Origin of the sequence: Streptomyces sp. NPDC127117 (genome assembly GCF_042677325.1) — a bacterium.
GTDB lineage: Bacteria > Actinomycetota > Actinomycetes > Streptomycetales > Streptomycetaceae > Streptomyces.
Window position 1 is genome coordinate 1 of sequence record NZ_JBHXTM010000012.1, and the last position, 21,864, is coordinate 21,864.

General features: G+C 69.5%; 20 protein-coding genes and 1 pseudogene. 9 read left to right on the plus strand and 12 right to left on the minus strand.

Features of this window, described 5'->3' with window-relative positions; all coding sequences use genetic code 11:
• Nucleotides 1-63: 63 nt before the first annotated feature.
• Nucleotides 64-1,011 (minus strand): isopenicillin N synthase family dioxygenase, encoded by a 948-nt coding sequence (locus ACFVH0_RS12990; RefSeq protein ID WP_385819618.1) that lies wholly within the window; start codon nt 1,009-1,011, stop codon nt 64-66.
• Between the two features lie 153 nt (nt 1,012-1,164).
• Nucleotides 1,165-2,709 (minus strand): MFS transporter, encoded by a 1,545-nt coding sequence (locus tag ACFVH0_RS12995; protein WP_385819619.1) that lies wholly within the window; start codon nt 2,707-2,709, stop codon nt 1,165-1,167.
• Between the two features lie 119 nt (nt 2,710-2,828).
• On the opposite strand from ACFVH0_RS12995, the gene ACFVH0_RS13000 reads away from it, so the two are divergent.
• Nucleotides 2,829-3,788 carry an Lrp/AsnC family transcriptional regulator gene (locus ACFVH0_RS13000; RefSeq protein ID WP_385819620.1) on the plus strand — a complete coding sequence of 320 codons (960 nt, stop codon included), beginning with the start codon at nt 2,829-2,831 and terminating at the stop codon, nt 3,786-3,788.
• 12 nt (nt 3,789-3,800) lie between these two features.
• Here the strand turns inward: ACFVH0_RS13000 and ACFVH0_RS13005 are convergent, their stop codons facing one another.
• Together ACFVH0_RS13005 and ACFVH0_RS13010 are read right to left on the minus strand one after the other, a co-directional pair.
• Nucleotides 3,801-4,550 (minus strand): response regulator, encoded by a 750-nt coding sequence (locus tag ACFVH0_RS13005; protein WP_385819621.1) that lies wholly within the window; start codon nt 4,548-4,550, stop codon nt 3,801-3,803.
• A 37-nt stretch (nt 4,551-4,587) separates the two neighbouring features.
• Nucleotides 4,588-5,841, minus strand: coding sequence for a sensor histidine kinase (locus ACFVH0_RS13010; RefSeq protein ID WP_385819622.1), 1,254 nt, complete (start codon nt 5,839-5,841; stop codon nt 4,588-4,590).
• A 713-nt stretch (nt 5,842-6,554) separates the two neighbouring features.
• Between ACFVH0_RS13010 and ACFVH0_RS13015 the strand changes: the two genes are divergently transcribed.
• Nucleotides 6,555-7,277 (plus strand): DUF4232 domain-containing protein, encoded by a 723-nt coding sequence (locus tag ACFVH0_RS13015; protein ID WP_385819623.1) that lies wholly within the window; start codon nt 6,555-6,557, stop codon nt 7,275-7,277.
• A 641-nt stretch (nt 7,278-7,918) separates the two neighbouring features.
• Here ACFVH0_RS13015 and ACFVH0_RS13020 read toward each other — a convergent pair.
• The 4 genes and pseudogenes from ACFVH0_RS13020 to ACFVH0_RS13035 form a co-directional block, all read right to left on the minus strand.
• Nucleotides 7,919-8,410 (minus strand): hypothetical protein, encoded by a 492-nt coding sequence (locus tag ACFVH0_RS13020; protein ID WP_385819624.1) that lies wholly within the window; start codon nt 8,408-8,410, stop codon nt 7,919-7,921.
• Between the two features lie 69 nt (nt 8,411-8,479).
• Nucleotides 8,480-8,557, minus strand: a pseudogene (locus ACFVH0_RS13025) (hypothetical protein); the annotation flags it as partial.
• 12 nt (nt 8,558-8,569) lie between these two features.
• Nucleotides 8,570-8,941, minus strand: coding sequence for a hypothetical protein (locus ACFVH0_RS13030; RefSeq protein ID WP_385819625.1), 372 nt, complete (start codon nt 8,939-8,941; stop codon nt 8,570-8,572).
• A gap of 187 nt (nt 8,942-9,128) precedes the next feature.
• A complete protein-coding gene (locus ACFVH0_RS13035; RefSeq protein WP_385819626.1) occupies nt 9,129-10,706 on the minus strand; it encodes an FAD-dependent monooxygenase in 1,578 nt (525 codons plus the stop codon).
• 102 nt (nt 10,707-10,808) lie between these two features.
• Between ACFVH0_RS13035 and ACFVH0_RS13040 the strand changes: the two genes are divergently transcribed.
• Complete coding sequence (locus ACFVH0_RS13040) at nt 10,809-11,345, plus strand: CGNR zinc finger domain-containing protein (protein ID WP_385819627.1); 537 nt, start codon at nt 10,809-10,811, stop codon at nt 11,343-11,345.
• A gap of 313 nt (nt 11,346-11,658) precedes the next feature.
• Here the strand turns inward: ACFVH0_RS13040 and ACFVH0_RS13045 are convergent, their stop codons facing one another.
• From ACFVH0_RS13045 to ACFVH0_RS13055, 3 genes are all read right to left on the minus strand, one after another.
• The gene (locus ACFVH0_RS13045; RefSeq protein WP_385819628.1) at nt 11,659-11,904 is read right to left on the minus strand and encodes a DUF6422 family protein; all 246 of its coding nucleotides are present in this window, start codon (nt 11,902-11,904) and stop codon (nt 11,659-11,661) included.
• Between the two features lie 845 nt (nt 11,905-12,749).
• Nucleotides 12,750-13,832 (minus strand): hypothetical protein, encoded by a 1,083-nt coding sequence (locus ACFVH0_RS13050; protein WP_385819629.1) that lies wholly within the window; start codon nt 13,830-13,832, stop codon nt 12,750-12,752.
• A gap of 625 nt (nt 13,833-14,457) precedes the next feature.
• Entirely contained in the window at nt 14,458-15,180 is a 723-nt protein-coding gene (locus ACFVH0_RS13055; protein WP_385819630.1) for a dienelactone hydrolase family protein, read from the minus strand.
• Between the two features lie 145 nt (nt 15,181-15,325).
• Between ACFVH0_RS13055 and ACFVH0_RS13060 the strand changes: the two genes are divergently transcribed.
• Both ACFVH0_RS13060 and ACFVH0_RS13065 read left to right on the plus strand, forming a co-directional pair.
• The gene (locus ACFVH0_RS13060) at nt 15,326-15,619 is read left to right on the plus strand and encodes a TetR/AcrR family transcriptional regulator C-terminal domain-containing protein (protein WP_385819631.1); all 294 of its coding nucleotides are present in this window, start codon (nt 15,326-15,328) and stop codon (nt 15,617-15,619) included.
• A gap of 264 nt (nt 15,620-15,883) precedes the next feature.
• Nucleotides 15,884-16,156: a DUF6225 family protein gene (locus ACFVH0_RS13065; RefSeq protein ID WP_385819632.1), complete on the plus strand. Its 273-nt coding sequence runs from the start codon at nt 15,884-15,886 to the stop codon at nt 16,154-16,156.
• Between the two features lie 304 nt (nt 16,157-16,460).
• Here the strand turns inward: ACFVH0_RS13065 and ACFVH0_RS13070 are convergent, their stop codons facing one another.
• Complete coding sequence (locus ACFVH0_RS13070; protein ID WP_385819633.1) at nt 16,461-16,886, minus strand: sel1 repeat family protein; 426 nt, start codon at nt 16,884-16,886, stop codon at nt 16,461-16,463.
• Between the two features lie 974 nt (nt 16,887-17,860).
• Between ACFVH0_RS13070 and ACFVH0_RS13075 the strand changes: the two genes are divergently transcribed.
• The 4 genes from ACFVH0_RS13075 (at nt 17,861) to ACFVH0_RS13090 (ending at nt 21,845) form a co-directional block, all read left to right on the plus strand.
• Nucleotides 17,861-18,073, plus strand: a complete 213-nt coding sequence (locus tag ACFVH0_RS13075; protein WP_385819634.1) for a cold-shock protein — start codon at nt 17,861-17,863, stop codon at nt 18,071-18,073.
• Between the two features lie 862 nt (nt 18,074-18,935).
• Nucleotides 18,936-19,469 (plus strand): hypothetical protein, encoded by a 534-nt coding sequence (locus tag ACFVH0_RS13080; protein WP_385819635.1) that lies wholly within the window; start codon nt 18,936-18,938, stop codon nt 19,467-19,469.
• Between the two features lie 12 nt (nt 19,470-19,481).
• Nucleotides 19,482-20,492: a hypothetical protein gene (locus ACFVH0_RS13085; RefSeq protein WP_385819636.1), complete on the plus strand. Its 1,011-nt coding sequence runs from the start codon at nt 19,482-19,484 to the stop codon at nt 20,490-20,492.
• 21 nt (nt 20,493-20,513) lie between these two features.
• Nucleotides 20,514-21,845: a Dyp-type peroxidase gene (locus ACFVH0_RS13090; RefSeq protein WP_385819637.1), complete on the plus strand. Its 1,332-nt coding sequence runs from the start codon at nt 20,514-20,516 to the stop codon at nt 21,843-21,845.
• Nucleotides 21,846-21,864: the final 19 nt, after the last annotated feature.

The following is a 21,864-nucleotide window of genomic DNA, read 5'->3' on the forward strand; positions in this document are numbered from 1 at the left end:
GCCGCGCCCCGCCGGACAGGGTCCGGCGGGACGCGGCGTTGGGCCGGTGTGTATCGGGCGGGGTCAGCCGAGGATGGTTCGCATTTTGTCGTGCAGGTAGTCGCCGGCGCGTACAGGGCTGTAGGGCCTGCGGCCGAGGGGTGCCGGCAGTGAGGTGATGTCGGTGTGAGGTGCGCAGGCATGGAAGTACACCAGTGAGGTGAGTTCTTCCTGTGGAGCCTCGGGGGGCGGCGGCAGAACGCGGTGGCGGCCGGAGCGCCAGCGGTCTCCGCTCCAGCGGGCCATGAGGTCTCCGATGTTGAGCGTGTAGGTGTTGGGCTCGTAGGGAGCGTCCTGCCAGCCGGCTTCGTCGTCGTAGATCTGAAGGCCACCCTTGCCGGGCTGCCGGTTCAGGAGAGTGATGAGGCCGAAGTCGGTGTGCGGTCCGACGCGGAACTGGCCGGGGGCGGCGGTGCCGGTTTCGTGGGCTGCCGGGTACCAGTTGATGGTGAAGTCCCAGTGCGGGCGCGTGGTGTGGCGGGTGAAGAAGTCGGCCGGCTGGCGCAGCGCGGTCGCCATGACTTCGAGGAGCGTGTCGGCCAGGGTGCGCATCCGGTCGGTGTACGCGGTGACGAGCGGGCGCAGGGTGGGGACTTCGTCGGGCCAGTCGCAGGGGATCGGCTGTGCCTTGCCGGGCCGTGCGGAGGAGTCGACGGCGCATGACCAGACCTCCAGCAGGTCCGGCGGGGTGTGAGTGCCTTCGGACCGGGCGGTGGTCACCCGTTCCCGGCCGATCCAGCCGCGCCGGTTCTGGTCGTAGCGCTCCTTGGCGGCCTGGGGCATGTGGAAGAAGTCGTGCGCCGCGGCGCGTACATGGCCGGGCAGATCCGGTTCGATGCCGTGTCCGCTCACCAGCAGGAAACCGGTGGCCTGCAGGGAGTTGTCGACCTGGGCGGCGAGCTGCTCCTGGTCCGCGCTGTGATTCGAGGTCCAGCGGCTGAGGTCGATGACGGGAGTCCGGGTGGTGGCCATGGTGGGTCCTTCTTCGAAGTCGATGGTCAGGGCCGGGATGTGAGTGAGGCTGAAGACGGCCGGTGAGGTTGTGGTATCTCTGCGGGAGCCGGGACGTGTTCGCTCTGTGCGTCGGCCGAAGCTCGTCTGGCGGGGGCTCGGTCGTTGCTGGGCTCATTCGATGGCGGCTGAGGCCGACCGGGCGTCAGTGGTGGTTTCGTCCGTGGCCGTTGGGCGATCCTCCCGGGGCTGTCGGGACAGCCACAGCACGAGGGCGGCTCCGGCCAGGGCCACGGCACCGGCCGTGAGCGCAAGGGTGTTGTGCCCGGTGGCGAACGCGGCATGGAATGTGTGCTCCAGACCGGCTCGCTGCGTGGCCGGGGTGTGCGCAAGGAGGCTGTCGGCACCGCCACCGGAGAGGGTCTGCGCGGTGATGACGGGATCGGTGACCTTGCTGCGGAGGGACGTGGTCATGGTGGAGACGGCCAGGGCGCCGAAGACAGCTACTCCGAAGGCGTAGCCGAGCTGTTCGAAGGTGCTGTAGGTGCCGCCGGCGGTACCCGCGTGCTCGGCCGGGACGGAGCCCAGCGCGAGGGCTGCGGCGACCTGGAAGATCAGGCCCATGCCGACCCCGCTCAGGGCCAGGCCCCCCACCAGGACGGGCCAGCCCGACTCGGGTTCCAGGAAGCCCTCGGCGCCGACCCCGAGACCGGCGAGGGCGAGCCCGAGGGCGGCGCCCAGGCGGGGGGAGGGCTTGAGTCTCCGGCGACCGACCAGCACCGCTACCGATGCGGCAGCCGCCGCGTGCGGCAGCACGACCAGACCGGCGGCGAGCGGGGAGAGGTGCTGCACGGACTGCAGCCACAGAGAGGTGTACGGCATGATTCCATAGACGGTGCCCTCGCCGACCGCGATCGTGAGCATCGCAGCGGTGAACGCGGGCCGGCGGAACAGCGACAGGTCCAGCAGCGGGTATCTGCGGCGCTGTTGCACTCGTACGAAGGCTACGAATGCGACCAGCGCTGCTCCCAGTGGCACCAGTGTCCCTGCCGATACCCACCCTTGGACATGTGCCTCGGTCAGGGCGTGGACGGACCCGCCCGCACCGATCGCGAACAGCACCAGGCCGGGAACGTCCAGGCGTCGCGAGGTGTCCCGCACCAGTGGTGCGGTGCGGGGAATGTAGCGGAAGGTCATGATCAGGGCGGTCACGGTGACGGGGACGTTGACGTAGAAGACCCACCGCCAGCCCAGGGTCTGGGTGAGCAGGCCGCCCAGGATCGGTCCCAGGGCGGAAGCGCCGGCGGCGACGGCCGCCCAGGCACCCAGGGCCAGGGCCAGTCGGCGACCCGAGTACAGGGTGCCGATCAGGGACAGCGTGGTCGTGAACATCGCCGCAGCGCCCAGTCCCTGCACGATGCGGGCGGCAATGAGTACGGCCATGCCCGGCGACAGCGCGCAGGCGACCGATGCCAGGGCGAAGACGACCAGTCCGCCCGCGTACATCCGGCGTCGGCCGTGAAGGTCGGCCAGCATCCCGGCGCCCAGCAGGGCGGCGGCCAGCGCGAGCGCGTAGCCGTCGGCGACCCATTGCAGTTGGGACAGTGACGAGCCCAGCGACTCCGACATGGCGGGCAGCGCCACCAGCACGATCGTGACATCGACGAGCAACATGAACGTGCCCAGGCAGATGGCTGCCAACGGCCCCCAGATACGCATGAATTGCCAACTCCCACACCCGGCGGACAACGACCTGATCACCATCCGGGTCCGGCCCGCTCCAGCCCGAGCCGTACGCTGGAAAGCGGGATCATCCGGCAAAGGAACGAGGTGTACCGGTGGATCACGACACCATGGACGATCTCGACCAGTACCTGCTCCGGGCCCTCCAGCTCGACGGCCGCGCCTCATTCAGCCGCATCGCGCGGGACCGCAGTGTCTCCGAACGCACCGTTGCCCGCCGATACCAACGGCTGCGCGCCCTCGGCCTGCGCGTCATCGGCCAGCCCGTCTCCTCCCGTCTGGGCCTGACCCGCTGGCTGCTGCGCCTGCACTGCACCCCGGACGCCGCCGGAACCATCGCCGAAGCCCTCGCCCGCCGTCCCGACACCAGCTGGGTCACCCTCGCTTCCGGTGGCACCGAGCTCTACTGCGCGCTCAACGCGCGTACGGCCGAGGAACGCAACGTACTGCTGCTGGAGAAACTGCCCCGCACCCCGCGGGTGCTCTCCGTCAGCGCTCACTGCATGATGCGCATCTTCGCCGGTGCGACCAGCACCTGGCACGCCACCCGGTTCGAGCCGCAGGGCACTGCAGCCGCGGCGGATTCCGGCTCATCCACCGCCGCCCCGCTCAGCTTGGACGCAACCGACCGCATTCTCTTCGCCGAGCTGGCCCGAGACGGCCGCGCGACGCTGCCCGAACTGGCCGCCGCCGCCAGCCGCTCCCCCTCCAGCGTCCAACGCCACCTCGACCGCCTCCGCAGCGAGGGTGCCCTGAATCTCTCTGTCGATTTCGATCCGCAGCTCCTCGGCTACCACATGGCCACCCGGATCTGGCTGAACGTCACCCCCGCGCACCTGCGCATCGTGGGGGAAACCCTCGCCACCCACTCACAGATCGCCTTCGCCGCAGCCATCACCGGCACGTCCAACCTGGTTGCCAGTGGCATCTTCCGCGACCCGGCCGACCTGTACGACTACATCGACCAGCGCATCGCTCGGCTTCCTGGCATCCAGAACATCGAGACCGCCCCTACCCTGCGGGAAGTCAAGCGTCTTGCCCCCGCCACGACTTGAGCGTGTTTCCACTCATGCTCGGTCGGCAGGCCGGGCAGGAGGTTTCCCGCTCCCGCACGCCATGCCCGGCCCGTCCAGCAGCACCGGAGACTCGCCGGCTCGCGCGATGCCCATCTCATAGGCGAACACCACCGCCTGGGCGCGGCTGCGGAGGTTCAGCTTGGTCATGAGCCGGTGCAGATGGGTCTTGACGGTGGAATCGCTGACGGACAAGTGCTCGGCGATCTCCTCATTGGCAAGGCCCTGTGCGACCAGTCCGAGCACCTCGATCTCGCGTCCGGTGAGCAGGCTCGTCGCGTCGGCCCCGGGCCGGACCGCCTGCTGATGCTGCCGATCGTGGACGACGTGCTTCTGAACGAGGCGGCGGATGCGGGCCGGGGCGACCAGGAGGTCGGCGGAGAGGGTCGCGCTGACGGCGCTGAGGAGTTGCTCGGGCGGCATGTCCTTCAGCAGGAAGCCACTGCAGCCGACCCGCAAGGCAGCGTAGACGAACTCGTCTTCGTCGAAGGTGGTGAGGACGACGATTCGTGGAGCCGGGTCGAGACCGAGGGCGAGGATGCGTTCGGCGGCGGCGAGGCCGCTGAGGCGGGGCATGTTGATGTCCATCAGGATCAGATCGGGGCGGTGCTCACGGGCCGCCGCGACGGCCTCCTCGCCGTCCGAGGCCTCCACCACCGGGCCCAGCCCGTCCACCGTGCGCAGCAGTGTGACGATGCCGGAGCGGATGAGGTGCTGGTCGTCCACCACCAGGATGCGGGCCACAGTGCTCCTCGGCCTCGGGAGATAGTCACGTCACGGATCAGCCGCTGGTCCGATCCCGATCCAGGGGGGTGTCGTTCTCCGGGGAGGCATCCTGCTCCAGAGGGAGGCGGAGGCATACCTGGAATCCGCCCCCCGGGCGTGCTTCGGCGGTCAGCGAGCCGTGCCAAATCTTCGCCCGTTCCCGCATTCCGATCAACCCGTGCCCGGATCCGTGGGCGTTTGCGCCCCCCTTCGGGGCCGCATTCGGGGCCGAAACCGGCACCCCCTCGTCCAGAACCGTCACGCACAGTTCCTGGTCCAGATAGTCGACGGTGACATCGGCGGCATGCGCCATGGAGTGCTTGACGACGTTGGTGAGCGCCTCCTGGACGACTCGGTAGGCACACAGTTCGATCCCTTGGTGCAGGGGCCGTCTCGCTCCGGAGAAGCGGACCGCGACACGCAGGCCGGCTGCTTCCAGGCGTTCGGCGAGTGCGGGGATCCGGTCGATGTCGGCGAGCAGGTCGTCGGGGATCGGAGCGGACGGGTCCTCCGTGCTCGTCGCGCCACCGAGATCGTACGTACGCAGGACGACCAGCAGTCGGCGCAGATCGTCCAGTGTGTCCCGTCCGGCCGTGGCGGCGACGCCGAGCGCCTGGTGGGCTGCGGCGGGGTCGGAGTGGAAGGTGTACTGGGCGAGGCCCGTCTGCAAGGTGACGATGGTCATGTGCTGCGAGATCGTGTCGTGGAGCTCGCGCGCGATCCGGAAGCGTTCGTCGAGCACGGCCCGACGGGACTCCTGGCGCTGCTGCTCGTCGAGCAGGACGGTGAGTCGCCGCAACTCCGCGTTGCGCCGGGCGAGCCGGCGCTGGGTGAGCCCGAAGGCGCAGGCCACGGCGGGGACGATCAACGCCTGCACGACCGTCACGGGCCAGGGCAGCCGGCCGCACACTCCGCTGAGCGCGATGACCGCTGCCAGCAGCACCGCACCGCACGTGACACGGCCGCGCCGTTCTCTGGCGGCGACGGAGACGAACGCGACCGCCGGGCACCAGAAGTTGAGCGAGGGCTGATACCCCAGCAGTAGATATCCGGCGAATCCCGCTGCCGTGACCACGAGTACACCGAACGCCCGCTTCTCCCGCAGGCTGAGAGGCAGGGCGATCAGCAGGGTGAGCAGATAGGCCCACAGGCCGAACGGCCGCCACGGCGCCGGGTGGTAGAAGGTGCCGATCAGGCAGCCGGCGACAGCGAAACCGACGGCCAGGGCCACCGGTGCCGGCCGTGCGCGGAGGGCCTGCAGCGCGGACATCCGGGCATGGTAGATGACGGTCCCCAACTGGTCGTCCCTCAGGGTGAGTCGGATGGGATCACCGGTCTCGCCGGGTGACGGGCGCTGGGCTCGGCGGCGTCGGTGACCGGGACCAGCAGGTGCTGGCCCCTACGGCCATGGGCGGCGGCAGCGCCCCCGTCACCGCTGCCGCCGCCCGCACCGTCGGCGGCCCCCCTCGCACGTCGACACGCGCCGAGCTGCGGCTCGGCGTGACCGAGCGCGCGCCCCTGCCCGCCGCGCCGGCCGGTGGGACGACTGGGGGCGTCATGCCCTCGCCTTCCTCGTCCGGCCGGTACGCCGACATTAGGAGAGGGCGGACGCGGCGGGCATCCGGCAGCAGTCCAACGGCCCCGTCGACTTGTGGTGCCGAACGGCCCACCGTGGTCAACCAGGGCGGCACCATGACCCCGCTACGGGGCGGCGGCCGTCAACCTGCCGGCTACGGCGCGCGGTTGAGGTACCGCGGAGGTACGGCGGAAGTCAGCGCGGAGGTTCAACCCCGTGTGGGATGTCGGCTCCCACGGCAGACCGTACCTTCTGGGATCACGACGCCCCGGAGGCCGGCACCGCGTCCGAAGGGCACCGGGGAAGAGCGCCACCGCCAGGCCCTCGGCAAGGCGGTCACGGGGTCGTCATCGGGACCGTTCCGCATCAGGCAACGGCAATCACGAAACGCACACGGGGGAACCATCATGCGCACCACACGCAAGACCCTGAAGAGCGGGGCCCTGGGAGCCGCAGCCATCGCCGCACTGTTCTTGAGCGCCGCCTGTGACCCCGACTCCGGGGTCGAGGGCGCGGAGACAGCACCGTCCAGCACCGCGAGCACAAGCACGGGCGCGAGCGGGAGCCCGTCCGCCACACCCGGCGGCACCGGCTCCGCCACTCCCCGCAGCAGCGAAGGCGGTTCGCGGGGGGCGGGCAGCGGATCCGGGAACTCCGGCGAATCGGACGGCGAGGGAGGTGACACTGAAGGCGACGTCGGGGGCGACGGGGTTCCCGGCACCCCGTGCACCGACGACAGCTTCACGATCACCGCGTCGACCTCGCCGCACGACTCGCTCCAGCACATGCTCCTCACCGCCACCAACACCGGCGCCAAGGCATGTGTCCTGGGCGGGTATCCCGCCGTGGTCTTCGAGGACGCGCACCATGAGGCCGGCGTCATGAAGTCCCAGCTTGAGGAGTTCTTGGTCGAGCCGGGCAAGAAGGCGTACGCAGGACTCCGCCTCTTCCGGGTCGGTGTGCCGACGACCGCGATGAAGAAGATGGGCGTCAGCCTCTCCCCGGAAGGCTACGAGCAGAACGTCCCGCTGCCCGGCGGTATCGGCTTCGTGAACATCGACGACGACCCCAAGGTCACGTACTGGACCGGCAGCGAGGACCTGGCCGTGAAACAGTCCCTCGCCGAGTGACCTTCCACGGCCCCGGTGGCAGGGCCCACGGACGACGATCCGCACCCGCCCGACTGAGGCGCACGCGCCTCACCGGCCGTGGAGGTCGCGCGGAGCGACGTCAGCGGGACCGGGGCCGCCGGTGATCGCCGCGGCGGAGGCCGTCACCGATTGCGTCGCCACCCTGCGCACCACGATCGGCGATGGCTCCGACAGCCTCCGCTTCGTCGAGTCCGTCGGGGAGCGAGCCTGCGGGGTCCGGCCCGGGAAGGAAACCGAGCGCAGCCGATTCCCCGCAGACAACACCGGGGAATGCAGCACCGAACCACTGACAACTGTTGAGTGGCGAATGCGGCTCCGGTCTTTGTCACGCGGGTCGGTGGGACAGTTCCGCGTCGGCGCAACCGCCGATCCTGAGGGTCCGCCGCAGGTACGGGGCGCCGCCGGGCACGTGTCGAGCACGTCTCGGGCTTGCAGCTCACCGCACGGGTAGTGCATCACCGATCGCCCGGCCGCGCGGTTCCCGTGCAGCGGGCCACAGCGGGGGTCGGCGCTTGCCGAGACCGCGGTCGGAGCGACATCGGCGGTGCGGAGGAGTGCCGGGTCCGGTCGGCCCGTCCACGGTCAGCGGCCGTGGCCCCAGTGCTCGGCTGCGGCCTGCTTCAGTCCCTGTGGGTGGGAGAGTCTTCGTCCGCGGTCAGAACCACGAGTTCGAGCCTGTGGGTGCCGGGGATGACATAAGCGGTGTGGGCCAGGTCGGGTCGGCCCGCCCGGGAATGGCGGAACTCATGACTTCCGATGGCCGGCCCCCGAACATCGTGTTCCTCCCAGATCGCGGCGAATCGGCTGCTCCGCGCGTTCAGGTCGGCCACCAGTTGGCGGCCTCGTTCGTTGTGAGGGTCGGAGGCCGGTGCGTGACGCAGTCGGTCCACGTTGCTGCGCGCCGTCTCCTCCCAGTCCGTGAGGAGCTGGGGCGCGCGGGGGTCACAGAAGGCGAACCTGGCGAAGTTCCTGTGCTCGACGGGAAGTTCGGCGAAGTCGAAGACCAGCCAGGCTCCCGCGTGGTTCCAGGCCAGGATGTCACGCATGGGGGTGACCACATGCGCGGACCACAGGGTCAGCGAGTCGAGCAGCCGCAGGATCGCTTCCGGCACGTCCGGGGCCTTGGCGGGGCGGGCGTGGGGCGCTGGGCCCCCGGTGCCGAGGTGGTGCAGGTGGCGGCGGGAGTCGTCGTCGAGTCGCAGGGCCGTGGCGAGCGCGTCCAGGACGTCGGGCGAGGGGTGGCGTTGGCGGCCTTGTTCGAGGCGGGTGTATTACGCGGGGGTGATGCCGGCCGGCGCGGCGACCTCGGCCCTGCGCAGTCCGTTCAGCCGTCGGGTGCTGCTGCGGGGCAGACCGATGGCCTCCGGGGTCAGCCGGGCCCTGCGTGCGCGCCGGAGGGTGGGCGCAGCTCGCCGGTACGCGGGCGGGCGGTGAGGTCCATCGCGGAGATGTGCACGGTGCCGCCCGGCCTCGCGTACACGAGCAGCCCGGCGAACTCCGGCCGCTCCAGCGGATAAAGCCGGCTGGAGGCGGCTGGAGGTGCCGCCTTCCTCCTCGAACGTCACCGGGTCCTCGGTCCCGGCCTCGTCCAGGACGAGGTTCTGACGGTCCGTCGGCACCCGCTCATAGACCAGGTTGGCCATGCCGCACCCCGTTGTGGTGGTCGCATTCGATCCCAGCTGTCAGCAATCCCTGTCATCCTCCGCCATCTGATCCGATTGGATCGGCGACGCCGCCTGGCCCCGGAAAGGCCGGCTCCGTTGGACATCTGCCGCACCTGTCGTCATTCGTTTGCCGACACTTGGGTCGGCTGAACCGCTTCGGTGAGAGTCACGGTGCCGCGATTACGCGCCGAAGGAGAGCCGGGAGAGTCGACAGGTCCGGCGGGCAGGTGCCGCGCCAGGCGATGTGTCCATCGGGGCGCACCAGGAGTGCGGCGTCTGCCTGGTCGGCGCCGACCAGGCGTGCCCACTGTCCGGGCTCGGCCTCCCGCTGTGCGGCGGTGCGGACGGCCCGGAGGGTAAGGGGGATCCCCGTCTGCTGTACGGCGTCGGCCTGTAGCTGCCACTGCGGTTCGTCGTCGGGTGTGAGCAGGGTGAAGCCGGGGCCGACGAGGTCCAGGGTGGATGTCACGTCTGCTGAGGCCGGGGTGAGTGGGATGTGGGGTACGCGCTCTCCCGGTCGGCAGCCGGGACGGTAGCCGGACGTGTCCAGGGTGCTGGGGTGACCGGCATGTTCTGAGTCTGGGATGACTGCGGCGGAGCGGTAGGTGGCGGTCAGGAGGAGTTCGTCGTCGATGCGGTAGCCGGCGCGATTCGTCGCGTTGGCCGTGGAGATGTCGATGATCTGGCGTGCGACGGGGCGCCGCTCGGTTTCATAGGTGTCCAGGAGGGCATCGCCTGCGTATCCGGCGGTGACGGCGGCGAGTTTCCAGGCGAGGTTGTCGGCGTCGCCGATGCCGGTGTTCATGCCGTGCCCGCCGGTCGGCGGGATGACGTGGGCGGCATCGCCCGCCAGCAGGACGCGCGAGCGGCGGTAGGAGTCGGCGAGCTGTGCGTCCATTCGCCAGGTCATCGTGTCACGGACCGTCACGTCCAGGTCCGGGATACCGGCTGCCGTACGGACGAGCCCGGCCAATGCCTGGTGATCTGTCGGATCCGCCGCCGCACCCGCGTCGGCGCCGAGGGGGTACTGGTAGATCCACTGGCGGTCGTTGTCGACGGCCATGAAGCCGCCCCGCCCCGGGATGGTGAGGAAGTACGAGGCGCTGGCGCGGTCGGCAACCACGTGTCCCAGGGGCGCCTCGAAGCGGATGCTGAGGTACCGCCCCAGGCCGGTCGGGCCCTCCATCGCGATCCCGGCCCCGGCGCGCACGGTGCTCGCGGCGCCGTCGCAGCCGACGAGCCAGTCGGCCCGCAGGTATTCCCGGCGGCCGGCGGCCCGTTCCTCGATGACGGCCTGTACACCGAGGCCGTCATCGGTGAAGGAGACCAGGCGGGTGCCGAGCCGGACCCGGGAGCCGGCCAGCTCCTCGGCACGGTCCAGCAGCAAGGGCTCCAGGACATCCTGGGAACAGATGAGGCCCGGTGACGGCGTGTGCTCGGGGCTCTCGCCGGATTCCTGGGCGAGACCGGTGCGGACGTAGTCGGGGTCGACCAGGTCGCGGCCCCGGTAGAAGTGGACCTGCCCGGCCGGCAGCCCCGCGGCGCGGACCGCTTTCTCCAGCCCGATGCGCCGGAAGATCTCCATGGACCGAGCCGAGACGCCCCGGGCCTTGGGATGGCGGGAGGTAGCGGGGTGGGCCTCGATCAGAACGTGGTCCACGCCGTGGCCCGACAACAGACAGGACAGGGCCAGACCGACGGGTCCGCCTCCGACGACCAGTACGGACGTATGCGACTCGGTCACGGCGAGCCCCCTTCCACCTGCACGATCAACCAGGTAACGACTAAACTGTATTTAGACGTTACCATGATGAAGTGATGCCGCCCACCGAAGCGGGAGAAGCCCATGGATCAGCAGTTGGCCGATGACAACCCGCGCGGCCTGTACTTCCTGGCCGATCTGGTCAACGCCGTGCAGGACGGGAGCGGAGCCACACCGGAGGGACTCGAAGCCGTGGTGGAGGCGCATGGCGGCCCGTCCCTGCGGCTGACCGAGACCACCGGAGAGGAGATACGGGAGGCAGTGGCGGTCATCGCCGGCATTCTGGACATCAAGGACGAGGACAGCGCCGCCGAGGCGATCAATGCCCTGCTCGACCGGTACCCCGCCCGGCCTCGGCTGGTGCGCCTGCCGGAACGCCGCTGGTCACTCCACACCCCGGCCCCCCACGACGCACAACCAGCCCAGTGGCTGCTGTCCACCGCCGCGCTCGCCCTGGCTCTCTGGCTCAGCGAACGCGGCTACTGCGCATGGGGCCGCTGCGCTGCACCCGGATGCGACCGTTACTTCACCGACACGGGGCGCCGCGCCCCGCAGCGCTACTGCTCGGCCCGCTGCGGAACCCGGGTCCGAGTCGCCGCCCACCGCAATCGGAGCCGATGATCCACGTTGACACCACTGACTGCCCACAGAGGTGTTCCCGGCGCGGTTCCGCTCGGCTTCACCTGACCAGGCTGCTGCCCCGAAGCCCTCGGCGCGCAGCTCCTGGTCGCGGAGCCGGGTGAAGTCGGGCCTGACCTGGAGGCCAATGAGGTTCCGTCGCTGTCCTGGACAGCGGAGCCCGTCGCGAACCGGACGACGTGCTGACCACCCGCTGCACCGCGTGCGTAGTGGTGCCGGCTTGTGAGGAGACGGATCTCGGAGTGCTCGCCGTCACGACGGCGGGCCGACCCGCCGGCCGTGCCGTGGGGGTGTCTCAGGTCGCGTGTTGTGCTGCCGAGTGCCTACAACTGCCTCTCTCACAGCGCCCGCCTTCTCCCTCGTACTCCCGACAGGGGCACTGCCTGCACCGGCTCCCGAAAGGGCCTTCATCCCACTCCAACCCTGATCGCCTCAGCATGGCCTGGGCCTCCTTCCGCGCACTGATGACCAGGAACGCGGCCTTCTCCAGGGTCTCCGACTGCTCGTCGGTGAGCTCGTCCGGATGCGGAAGGGTAGACATTCGTTCGCTCCTTCTGATCGGGCTTGCTGCACGAAACGTGGCAGGTGGAGAGAGCCGATGCTGGAACTGCGATGCTCAAGCAGTCCGGTGGGATACGGCGCCCGCCACTCCATCCACCCTGGATTCACGACGATCGGCGCGTTTCCCATACCTCCAGCGTGCGGTGTTCGACCGGCAGGCGCATCTTCCCCGCGGGAATCGACAGATGCCGAGAAAGGCGGAGTCCGTCTCGTGCGGGGTGGATACATGACCGCTCGCAACAGCACGCCCGTGCCGCTCGCCGCAGCCCCGAACGGCAGACGTCTCGCCTACGGCACCCCGGACTGCAAGGCCATCCACAGTGGCCATCGTCGACCACTGCCTGGTGTCCGTCGGGTGGTACTTCTCCCGCCCGGCTGATCCGGTCGTCCTCACCCCGTCGAGCCACTGACACATCACGTGGCAGGACGACTGACGTTCTCGTGGCAGACGACAGTTGACCGTTCTCACCCGGCCCCGGCTTTGAACGGGGCTGGTCGGACCGCGCTCAGCAGGCGCGGAGGATTTGGACAGTGGTGCCGGGGGGCGGTAGGAGTCGGTCCCGGTCTCGATGACGGTGCCGTCGAACGTGAAGCGGTCGACGACGGCCGCGCAGACACGGGGGTGTGAAGGCCCAACTGCCCGAGGGCTCGCCGGAAGCGGTGGCGATGCCGTTCCTCCTCGCGCCCGGTCAACACCTGGAAGTGGCTTCGTCCACCTTCAGCAGCGGCGTCTGTCGGTGATCCCAACGGCCGTTGACGGACAGCGCGTTCGAAGATGTCCACGGGAAATGCCGGCACCACCGTCAGCGCGAGCGCTCGCGCCGATCACGGGGATGACCGGCACCTCCGGGGAGTCGGGCACGTTAGTCCCGGGCCATGCCCGAGACATCGGTGGCGCACTTCTACGACGAACTGGCCGACGACTACCACCTGATCTACTCGGATTGGGACGCGAGCATCCGCCGGCAAGGGCACGCCCTGGACGCCCTGATCGGCCTCGACCGTCTCGATCATGCTGTCCCAGGGGTCGCCGACGAGCTGGTCGAAGGGGCCGAAGACCAGACGCCAGCCATCCAGCTCCGGGGTGACGAAGGCCCGCCCCACAGAGTGGTCGGCGCCGTCCTGCCCAGGTACCTGGATGCTCTGGCTCTCTGCCGCCTGCACGCCGGCGGCGACCGTGACGGGCCGCCGGTCGTGCAGGCCCAGAGCCTCGAAGACACCTTCGTACGACGCCCCGGGCACGGCCATCCACCAGCCGCTGAGGATCGACGACGGAAGCTCCGGGACCTCGCCCGGGATCTTCACCCGTATCAGCCGCTCGACCGCCGCCCGGTCACGGTCGTCGAGCGCGTCGCCACCGCCGCCCGCCACCAGCGCCGCCATCGCGCCACGCCGGACCTTCGGGGACGCGGCAGGGTCACGGCGCAGGGAGCGCAGCCGCGGCCGGAAGGAATCGTGCAGCAGGCGGGCGTAGTCGGATGCTTTGTAGGGGACGAGGCGGCCCCGGGCGAAACTGCCCACCAGGGCCATCAGCCCGGCCTCGGAGTCCACCCGCAGCCTGACGAGTCCCTGGAAGCCGTTGCTCGAACTCCCGCGGTCCGGATCGGCCGCCAGGGCCGCGTACTGGTCGGCGGAACGCTCGTCGAACACCTGAAGGAGCCGCCCTGCCTGCCAGTCCGTCACCTCTTTGCACCGCCAGGCCGCCAGTACGCCGTCGAAGGCAGGCGGCCCGATGTGCCGCAACGCCCGCATGACCGGCTGGAGATCGGCGGTCCGCTGCACACCGGCCATACCACGCAGCAGCTCCGGAACTACGCTCTCGGCCTGCTCCGCCAGCTGTGCGGCGGCCGCCTCCACCCGCGCGGCGTCGTCGCTGCGCAGGTCTTCGAGAAGGGTTTCGATCTCCATGCGGCAGCACTGCAGCCCCGGCCACTGACTGCGCCCTGCGGGGACCGGAAGCCGGGACGGCTCACACGGACCGCCGAACGCGTCCCCGGACCGGCCCGCCCCTATTCGACCGTGGGTGGGAAGTCCTTTTCCTCCGGCGGGCCCGCCGCCAGAAGCAGATCGCCGCCGAGGGACTCGCGCTGGAGGCGCAGCACGGTGTCCGTCCGACGGCCGGCATGCGCTATAGTTGATCTTGAAAGTTCGCCGCAACTCGCGGTGGCTGACACTGCGTTGGTGGTCCAAGGAAAGACGCCCCGCTTCCCGTGGGGAAATGCAGGTGCAAGGCCTGCCCAGCGCTCACTCACGAAGCCCTTCCCACCCCGGGAAGGGCTTCGTCGTTCCCTGACGCAGCATGTGTGCCCGACAGCCGACCGCAGCAGGCCGGCTCCCCGACACCGGCCTCACCGGGCACCCGACCGCCGAGCGCCGTCCCGACCGGCCAGTACCTGCATCGGCGGTACCGTCGCGGTCGGGGCGGTTGTGCATCTGCCTGCCACCGTCGTCGCGGAGGGCCGGGACCTGTCCTCGACGAGTGGCATCCTGGCCGACGCCTCCTACCGTCCGTTGCCGGCCGGTCGGCCCGGTCTCACTTCAGGTGCCGGTCCAAGAACCGGCACCCGTCCTCCAGCTCGAACCATGGGGTGCCGGTGTGCCCTCCCGGATTGGCGTGCAGTGTCTTCTCCGTGCTGCCGAAGGCGTCGAACAGGTCCAGGGCCCGTTGCCGGGGATTCCCTGTGTCGTCCCACTGCAGCAGGAACAGCAGCGGAATGGTGACCTGCCGGGCCTCCTCGCGCTGGGCACGGGGCACGTACCCCCCGGCGAAGAAGCCTGCGGCCACGATGCGCGGCTCGACCACCGCCAGCCGAATACCGAGAGCGGTCCACCCCCCGGAGTACCCGACCGGGCCGTCGATCCCGGGCAGCTCAAGGAGGGCGTCCAGTGTGGTCCGCCATTCCGGAACCGCGTTTTCGACCAGCGGGCCGATGAAGGACTCGAAGATCTCGTCGACCGGCTCGCCTGCCTGCATCGCCCGGCGGAGGTCGGCGCGGGCCTGCTCGTCGGCGGCGGAACGGGGCCGGTCACCGCACCCGGCGGCGTCGATGGTGGCCACCGCGTAGCCGCGCGCCGCGGTGTACCGGGCCCGGGCCACCAACCGGGGTTCCGCCTTGGGCAGGCCGTTGTTGTGGGCCATCAGGATCAGCGGGGCGGGTGCGGATCCAGGTGTCCACAGGGTGCCGGGGATCTCGCCGATGGTGAATTCGCGCTCAAGGACGCCGTCGTCGAGGCGTCGTTCAGAAGTGAATTGCATGGTCGTGCCTTTCGGGAGTGCTCAGAGACGGCGCTCCCGGACGACCTATCGCCCGACCGTGGCCCCGGAGGGGAGCACCCATGTCGATACTGCGTTCACGGGTACCACCTCCTCGTTCTCTCGCACGGCCTCCGGGAGGCTAGCAATGGTCGCCGTGGTCCGCCAACGGGTTTTCACAAGGGCTCCGTGGCCGGATCCGTCACCGACGACATGTTGCACGCCGAGGACGGCCGCCGAAGACCGTCGTCGTCATCGGTACGCGCGACGTGGGCTGCTCGATGTCCCCGACCCCCGGCTCGCGGCCGACCGGTTCGTCACGTTGACCTTCGGCGTCGCGCTGGACGGGCTCGATTCCGCGAATGCCGCGGAGGACACCCCCGTCCGGCCAGTCGTCGTCGAGGGAGTGCGGACCTTTCTCCGGGCGTACCGAACCCTGTAGGGCTGGGGCAGCTCCGGAGAACAGTGCGCCGTCAGCCCACGTTCCCTCCCGCAGAGGTCACGGTGGGAGCCGCCCGGCCGGAGCCCGTACCGCCGGGGCGGCTGCCACAGGCCGCGAGCAGCTGTGCATCCGTTCGGCCCGGCCAGGAGTGATGGGGCGCGGGGCGGCCGGGCCGCGGTCCGCGTACCCCCAGATCAGCGCTCTGCCCCGGTGGCACAGCCGTGTCTCCGTCAGCAATGCGGCCCGGTCCGGCACTCTGTGCCCATGACCGACGTCTTTGAGCATGCCCCGCAGGTCTGGAGTGCCGCGCAGCTGCGCGACGCGCTGAAGGATCTGCCCGATGACGCACCGATCCATATCGGCGTGGCGGGAGACCCCGGTGACTTCGACGGTTACCGGGACTTCGTTCTCGTGGACGCCCATCAGGTGGAGAATTGGTGGCCGGCCACCTCCACGGCGCCGGAGCGCACCGAGACGGCGAGGGCGCTGACCTTGTTCGCCGACTGGGAGCCGGGCGCGTACGACCGTCTGGACTGAACCGGCCGGCTGCGGTGTCGCCCGGCATATCGGGGCCGGCATGCAGTACGAGCAGGCCGGAGCTCTGCTCACCGGTGCAGAAGCCGTCTCGACCGATCTGTTGCGATACAGCCCGGAGCCCGCAGCAACGGCTGCGACATCACAAGCGGAGTCGGCCACCGGCACTCACGCCGCCCAACACCGCGTAACGCAGCGCGGCCAGGAGTGAGAACCCGACCGCCCGGCGGGAGGCGAACCGGCACTTCGGTGCCCGTGCGTTTCCGGGGCCACCACCCACGGCGCCGGACAAGACGACGTCCGAGTGTCACGGTCCGCTACAACGGATTGTCCCCGTTCCGGTTGAACAGGTCCCCCGGCTCGAACATCTGCCGGGCCACCACATGTCCATGCCCTGCCGCATACGGAACCACGGTTCCGACGCGGGGAGGCCGTCGCGATTCTCCACCAGCCGCCCCATCTCCCACATCGACTCGACGTCACCCGCTTCGGCGGCCCGGCGCAGCGGCCGTTCCGCCTCTTCCAGTCCGTCGCGGATCCTGGCCGTCATGGCCAGGACCCGCAGGGCGTTGAGGTCGCCCGCGTCCGCGGCGGCGGTCAGAGCCCCGGGGTTCAGCCGCCACCTGGCAAGGACGATTCCCCGGACGGCCAGAAGGGTGCCGAGTGCCCACAGGAGCCGGCTCACCTGTGTGATGAGGTCGTGGTCCGTCGTCAGCCCGACGATGGTCAGCACTGCGGCGAGGAGCAGTACGAGGGCTGCTGTCCATCCCCTTCCAGGGGTGCGCGATACCGGTACGACATCAGCAGGTTAGGGCCCGGACACGTCCCGCAGAAGGTGACTGAGAGAACGTACGGGAGAGTGTGGCTTTGTCGGTGAGTCGTGGGAGCACCTGTTGCTCAGCACCGCGAGCGCCCTCTTCGCGGCACCGGGGCCTCCACGGTCGGCGGGCCCTCATATGGGTAATGGTCAGTCAGCAGACGTGAATCCGGGACCGGCGTACTGACCGCGACGAGGGGCCCGCGAGGTCGGTTCCAACTTGTCCGGCCGGCTTCCGGGATCACGCAAGTCCACGTGCTCCGGATTCGCCTCGCCCGTCTCCTTGCGACATTCGTCGAGCAGATGGCAGGACTGACCAGGCGGCGCAGTCGGTGGACCGAGCGACTGCGTTCGACGCTACGGCCATCGGTCCGACCTCGCCGGCCGGGCCGGTGCCCGGATGGGACGAGTCGTCGGGACGTCCGTCGGCCGCAGCACGACCTTTCGTCTGCTCACCACGTTGCCCGCCCCGGACGCCCCCATCCCGCAAGTCGTCGGTGCCGATGAGTACGCGACGCGCAATGACCGTGTCTACGGCACGGATCCGGTCGATTGCGAAACCGTCGCCCGGTGGACCCGTTGCCTGACCGGGAGGTGTCCAGCCCGGCTGTCCTTCGCGTGTGCCGGGCCGGCGGTGATGCGGTCGAGCTCGTCGAAGCGGCGGGCCATGCCTCGGCGTGTTCCGGCGGGACGAGGCCCGACCGGGCTCGGCCTCCGGCCTCACGCCGACCGCACCGTACGCGCGCAGTCCGAGGGGTCCAGATGGGGGCTGTACTTGCAGTGTTGCGGCATGCCGTCATCGTGCGTAGTCGGATGATCGACTGTGTGTCATCATGACTCTCGGTTTTCAACGGGCCGATGACCGGCTGGTCCTGATATGGGGAATTGACGTGGCTGAGCGCCAGAACGGCACTGTGAAGTGGTTCAACGACGAAAAGGGATACGGCTTCATCACGCCGGAATCCGGCCCCGATCTGTTTGTGCATTTCCGGGCGATCGAAGGGAATGGCTTCAAGTCCCTCCACGAGGGCCAGACGGTCACCTTCGAGGCGGTCCAGGGGCAGAAGGGGCTGCAGGCGGACAAGGTCCAGGTGATGGCCTAGGGGCTTCCGTTCGGATCGGGCCGGATCAGGGAGCGGGGCCGCTGTCGTGCGTCGCAAGGCGGAGGACGAAGCCGACGTGAAGCGTCGGCGACCGACGACAACACGGCGAAGTGCGACACCAAGGCACGCGAGCCCGGCGTGATCCGGACGAGAGGCCCCAGCGGGCCCAGCCCGGGGCGAGTGTCCGGCTGTGCCGCCGGGGCGGACCTGAACGCACAGTCCCGGCGGAATGCGACGGGGCTGTGCAGCGGGTCGGCCGCCCATCGCCGGGCGGCCGAGCGGAAGCTGTCCTGGCTTGCTGCTGCCGGCTCCACCGCTGCCGCCATGAACCCCGCGGCCGAGCAATTCCTCGTCGTTGTCGGCGTCGGGGTTGGCGTCGGGGTCGGGGCTGGGGTTGGCGTTGGCCTCACCTGCTGTCGCCTCGCCAAATGAAACGACGTGCCCTATGTAGGTGGGTCGAGAGGCTGGTCCATCCTGACCAGCTTGTGACCGGTGTTATTGACGAAGCACACGTGCATCCAGCGAGCTGCGGAAGCATCGATGCAGCAGACGCTGTCCCGGGGGTCAGCAAGCTTCGCGGTCGGCGAGGACCGTGGCGGGGGCCAGTGCAACGGTCGGAGTCCTCAGCGACTTCGTCCGGATGAGCATTCCTCCTCGTTGAACTCCAGCGCCCTTGAGCCGGAAAGCAGCTGGGGATGTCCGGCCCGCTTCACACCTCACGGCCGTGGATCCGGCCTCCGGGCCTGAGGGATCATCCGGCCGCCCCCGAGGAACGGCCACCGTCTCCTGCTCAGCAGGCGCGCCCCCCGATGGGGCGGGAAAATGGACTCGCCCCGTCCATTGGACGGCGGGAGGAGCGGACATGGAGATCAAGCCGCAGGCGGTCGTCCTCCCCAAGGAGACCGATCATCTCGAACAGGGCAAGTACGGGCCCATCTTTCCGAGGACTCCGGCGTGCTACGGATTCACCATCATCGCGCGGGTCAAACCGGGCCACGCCGACGCGGTGCGCGAGTACGGATACTCACTGGCCAAGGCGCTGGAACGGGATCCGTACCTTCTCGCGCCGTTGAAGCTGCACTATCTGCGCTGGGTTCTCTTCGACGGCGACACACGCTTCATGTATCAGGGGATCTTCGACACCGACTTCGACAAGTACACCGAGGACGCCATCGCGCTCTTCTCGAAAGCGGGTGTGAGCACGGCGTTCGAGCATCTGGAGGGGTTCCCGGAGGACTGGCGGACCAACCCGGAGGCGTTCACCAGGTTCGTCCGCGAGCACCACTGTCCGAGCTTCATCGAGTACGGAGAGTATCCGTATGTGACGGCGGACGAGATCAAGAAGGCACTGCGGATCAAGAGTGCCCTGTCCGAGATGCTCGACCAGATGCAGTGAGGGCTTCCAGACATGAGCAGAGCCAGGACCGCGCGGACATACAACCAGCGCCATACCCCACGGGAGTACACCCCCGGCGGGAAGCGTGTGAGCGTCTACGTCTCGTGGAGCTATCCGGCCGAAGCGGGTCGGAACGCGGCCGAGCTGGACAACCGCTTCTCGACAATGACCGAGGTCAGACGCGTGGCGTGGCCTGCCTACGAGGAGCCGAAATGGTCGGACCCGTATCAGTTCCAGCAGGGCATCGCCGGCTCCCTCGAACTCTTCTTCTGGGCCTGGGTGCCGTTCCAGGAATTCGTCGAGGAAGTGACCGGGCATCCCGTTCCGGTGTACCAGCGCATCGACCAGGCGGGCTCTCACACTCCCATCGACGAGCGCGTGCTTGCCGACACGGACGTTTTGTTCGTGTTCGGACTGGATCACATGATCACAGGGCAGGAGGCCCAGGACGGAGAGATCGAGGCCCTGGAGACCTTCCTCGCCCGGGAGGACGCCCGCCTCGTCCTGGGGCCCCATCACGATGTCGGCGCGTCGGACGATCTGTCCGTACGGGAGACGGAGTACCGGCATCACGGCGATCCCCTGGTGCCGCGCCAGCAGCGGTTCGCCACCTACGTCAGGGACCTGATGAAGGGCTTGGGCGTGCCGGTGATCAACCGATACGGGCTGCGCCCCGCCACGGACGCGGACAAGCGGATCGCCCCGCTGTCCACGTTCAGGGACCTGGATGAGAGGGGGTGGCTGCAAGGAGTCACGAACTTCAACTTCCACATGCACCTGCCGCACTATGCGGTGACGGCCGATGAGCCGAACGACATCCATGTACTGGCCCGGCAGCCGATCGACGTTTCCCGGCCCCATCCGTTCACCGAGGACGGAAACACCGAGTTCAACATGTTCCTGTGGATGCCTCCGGGCGGTGACCGCGCGGCAGACGTGCTGCTGGCCGACTCAACGATCTTCAGCACTCTCTTCGGTGCCGACGACAGCCTGCGGAACTTCTGGCGCAACCTCGTCTCGTAGCGACGCTGCAGGGAGACCCACGTGAGCGCACCCACGGACGTCCCACTGGAACTGGACGACATTCAGGCCGGGGTCCTCAGCCCCCGGCCGACCCCCTACGCGGCGACATACCTGATCTTCCGCATCGACGACCGGGCCCAGGGCCGGGAGTTGATGCGGCGGGCGAGTTCGGCGGTGACCTCGGCCGCCGATTCGTCGAGCCCCCTCGGGGACACCTGGGTCAGCGTCGCCGTCACGTACTGGGGCCTGGAGGCGCTGGGGGTGCCACGCGCAGCGCTGGACACGTTCGCGTGGGAGTTCCGGCAGGGCATGGCCGCCCGCGCCGGGGCGCTGTGCGACGAGGGTGCGAGCAGCCCGGAGAACTGGGAAGCGCCGCTCGGCACGCGCGACGTGCATGTGGTGATCACGGCGGTCGCGCCCGATGCCCCGCGCCTGGAGGCAGCTGTGGACCGGGCCCGGCCCGCCTACGACCGCCTCCCCGGTGTGACGGCGATCTGGCGGCAGAACTGTTACGCGCTGCCCACCGAGAAAGAGCACTTCGGGTATCGCGACGGTGTCAGCCACCCGGCCATCGAAGGCAGCGGCGTCCCTGGGTCCAATGAGTTGGAAGTGCCGCTGAGAGGCGGTGAGTTCGTTCTCGGCTATCCGGATGAGATCGGTGGCGTCCGGACGCCGCAGCCGCCTGTGCTGGGGCGCAACGGCAGTTACGTGGTCTTCCGGAAACTCCACCAGAACGTCGCCGGGTTCAGGCGCTACCTGAGGGACAACTCCGCAGGGGCCCAGGACGAGGAAATGGTCGCGGCCAAGATCATGGGCCGCTGGCGCAGCGGAACCCCTCTGGCGCTGGCCCCTCAACACGATGACCCCGCCGTCGGCGCCGACCCGCACCGCCGTAACTCCTTCCTGTACGGGGACGATCCGACGGGGTTCATCACTCCGGGCGGCTGCCATATCCGCCGGGCGAACCCGCGCGACGCCTCGGTGGCCGGAGAGGTGAGGCTGCACCGCATGATCCGGCGCGGCGCCGTCTACGGTCCGCCGCTGCCCGATGGGGTATGGAAGGACGACGGAGTGGACCGCGGCCTGATGTTCGCGTTCATCGGCGCCCATCCGGGGCGGCAGTTCGAGTTCGTCCAGTCGGAGTGGATGAACGACGGTGTCTTCTTCGGGGCGGGCAGGACGAGGGATCCCGTCGTCGGGTCCGCGGACGGAGAGGCCGGTTTCACCATTCCCCGGCGGCCGGTGCGGCGCCGCCTCGCCCCGCTGCCCCGGTTCGTCGTCACCCGAGGAGGCGAGTACTGCTTCCTGCCCGGCCTGAGCGCCCTGCGCTGGCTCGGGGACCTTCGCGACTGAGAGGTCGGGACGCGCATTG